Raw genomic sequence first — 535 nt, forward strand, 5'->3', positions numbered from 1 at the left:
GGAGCTTGTGGAGCAAGAGCTGTGGGGTGTCTTACTGGCTTATAATCTGGTGAGATATCAGATGATTAAAATGGCGGAACATCTGAAAGGTTACTGGCCGAATCAACTGAGTTTCTCAGAATCATGCGGAATGGTGATGAGAATGCTGATGACATTGCAGGGCGCTTCACCGGGACGTATACCGGAGCTGATGCGCGATCTTGCAAGTATGGGACAACTTGTGAAATTACCGACGAGAAGGGGAAGGGCCTTCCCGAGAGTGGTAAAGGAGAGGCCCTGGAAATACCCCACAGCCCCGAAAAAGAGCCAGTCAGTTGCTTAACTGACTGGCATTACACATCCCGGAGAAGTTTTTTAAGATGGTGAGGTACTTCGGGTTCCTTGCCAACCGGGTGTGTGGAGAGAAGCTGCCGCAGGTGTACCGTGCTCTGGGGATGGATAAACCGGAACCAGTGGCGAAAGTGTGCTATGCACAAATGGTGAAACAGTTCCTGAGTCGTGACCCGTTCGAATGCGTGCTGTGTGGCGGCCGGAT

The 535-nt window shown here is 51.8% G+C and carries 2 pseudogenes; both read left to right on the top strand.

The window, feature by feature from the left end:
* Nucleotides 1–322: pseudogene (locus tag BHE85_RS18265) on the top strand (IS4 family transposase); the annotation flags it as partial.
* Between the two features lie 4 nt (nt 323–326).
* Nucleotides 327–535: pseudogene (locus BHE85_RS18270) on the top strand (transposase); the annotation flags it as partial.

The sequence above is a fragment of the Shigella sp. FC1567 genome (genome assembly GCF_001743015.1).
Lineage (GTDB): Bacteria > Pseudomonadota > Gammaproteobacteria > Enterobacterales > Enterobacteriaceae > Escherichia > Escherichia coli.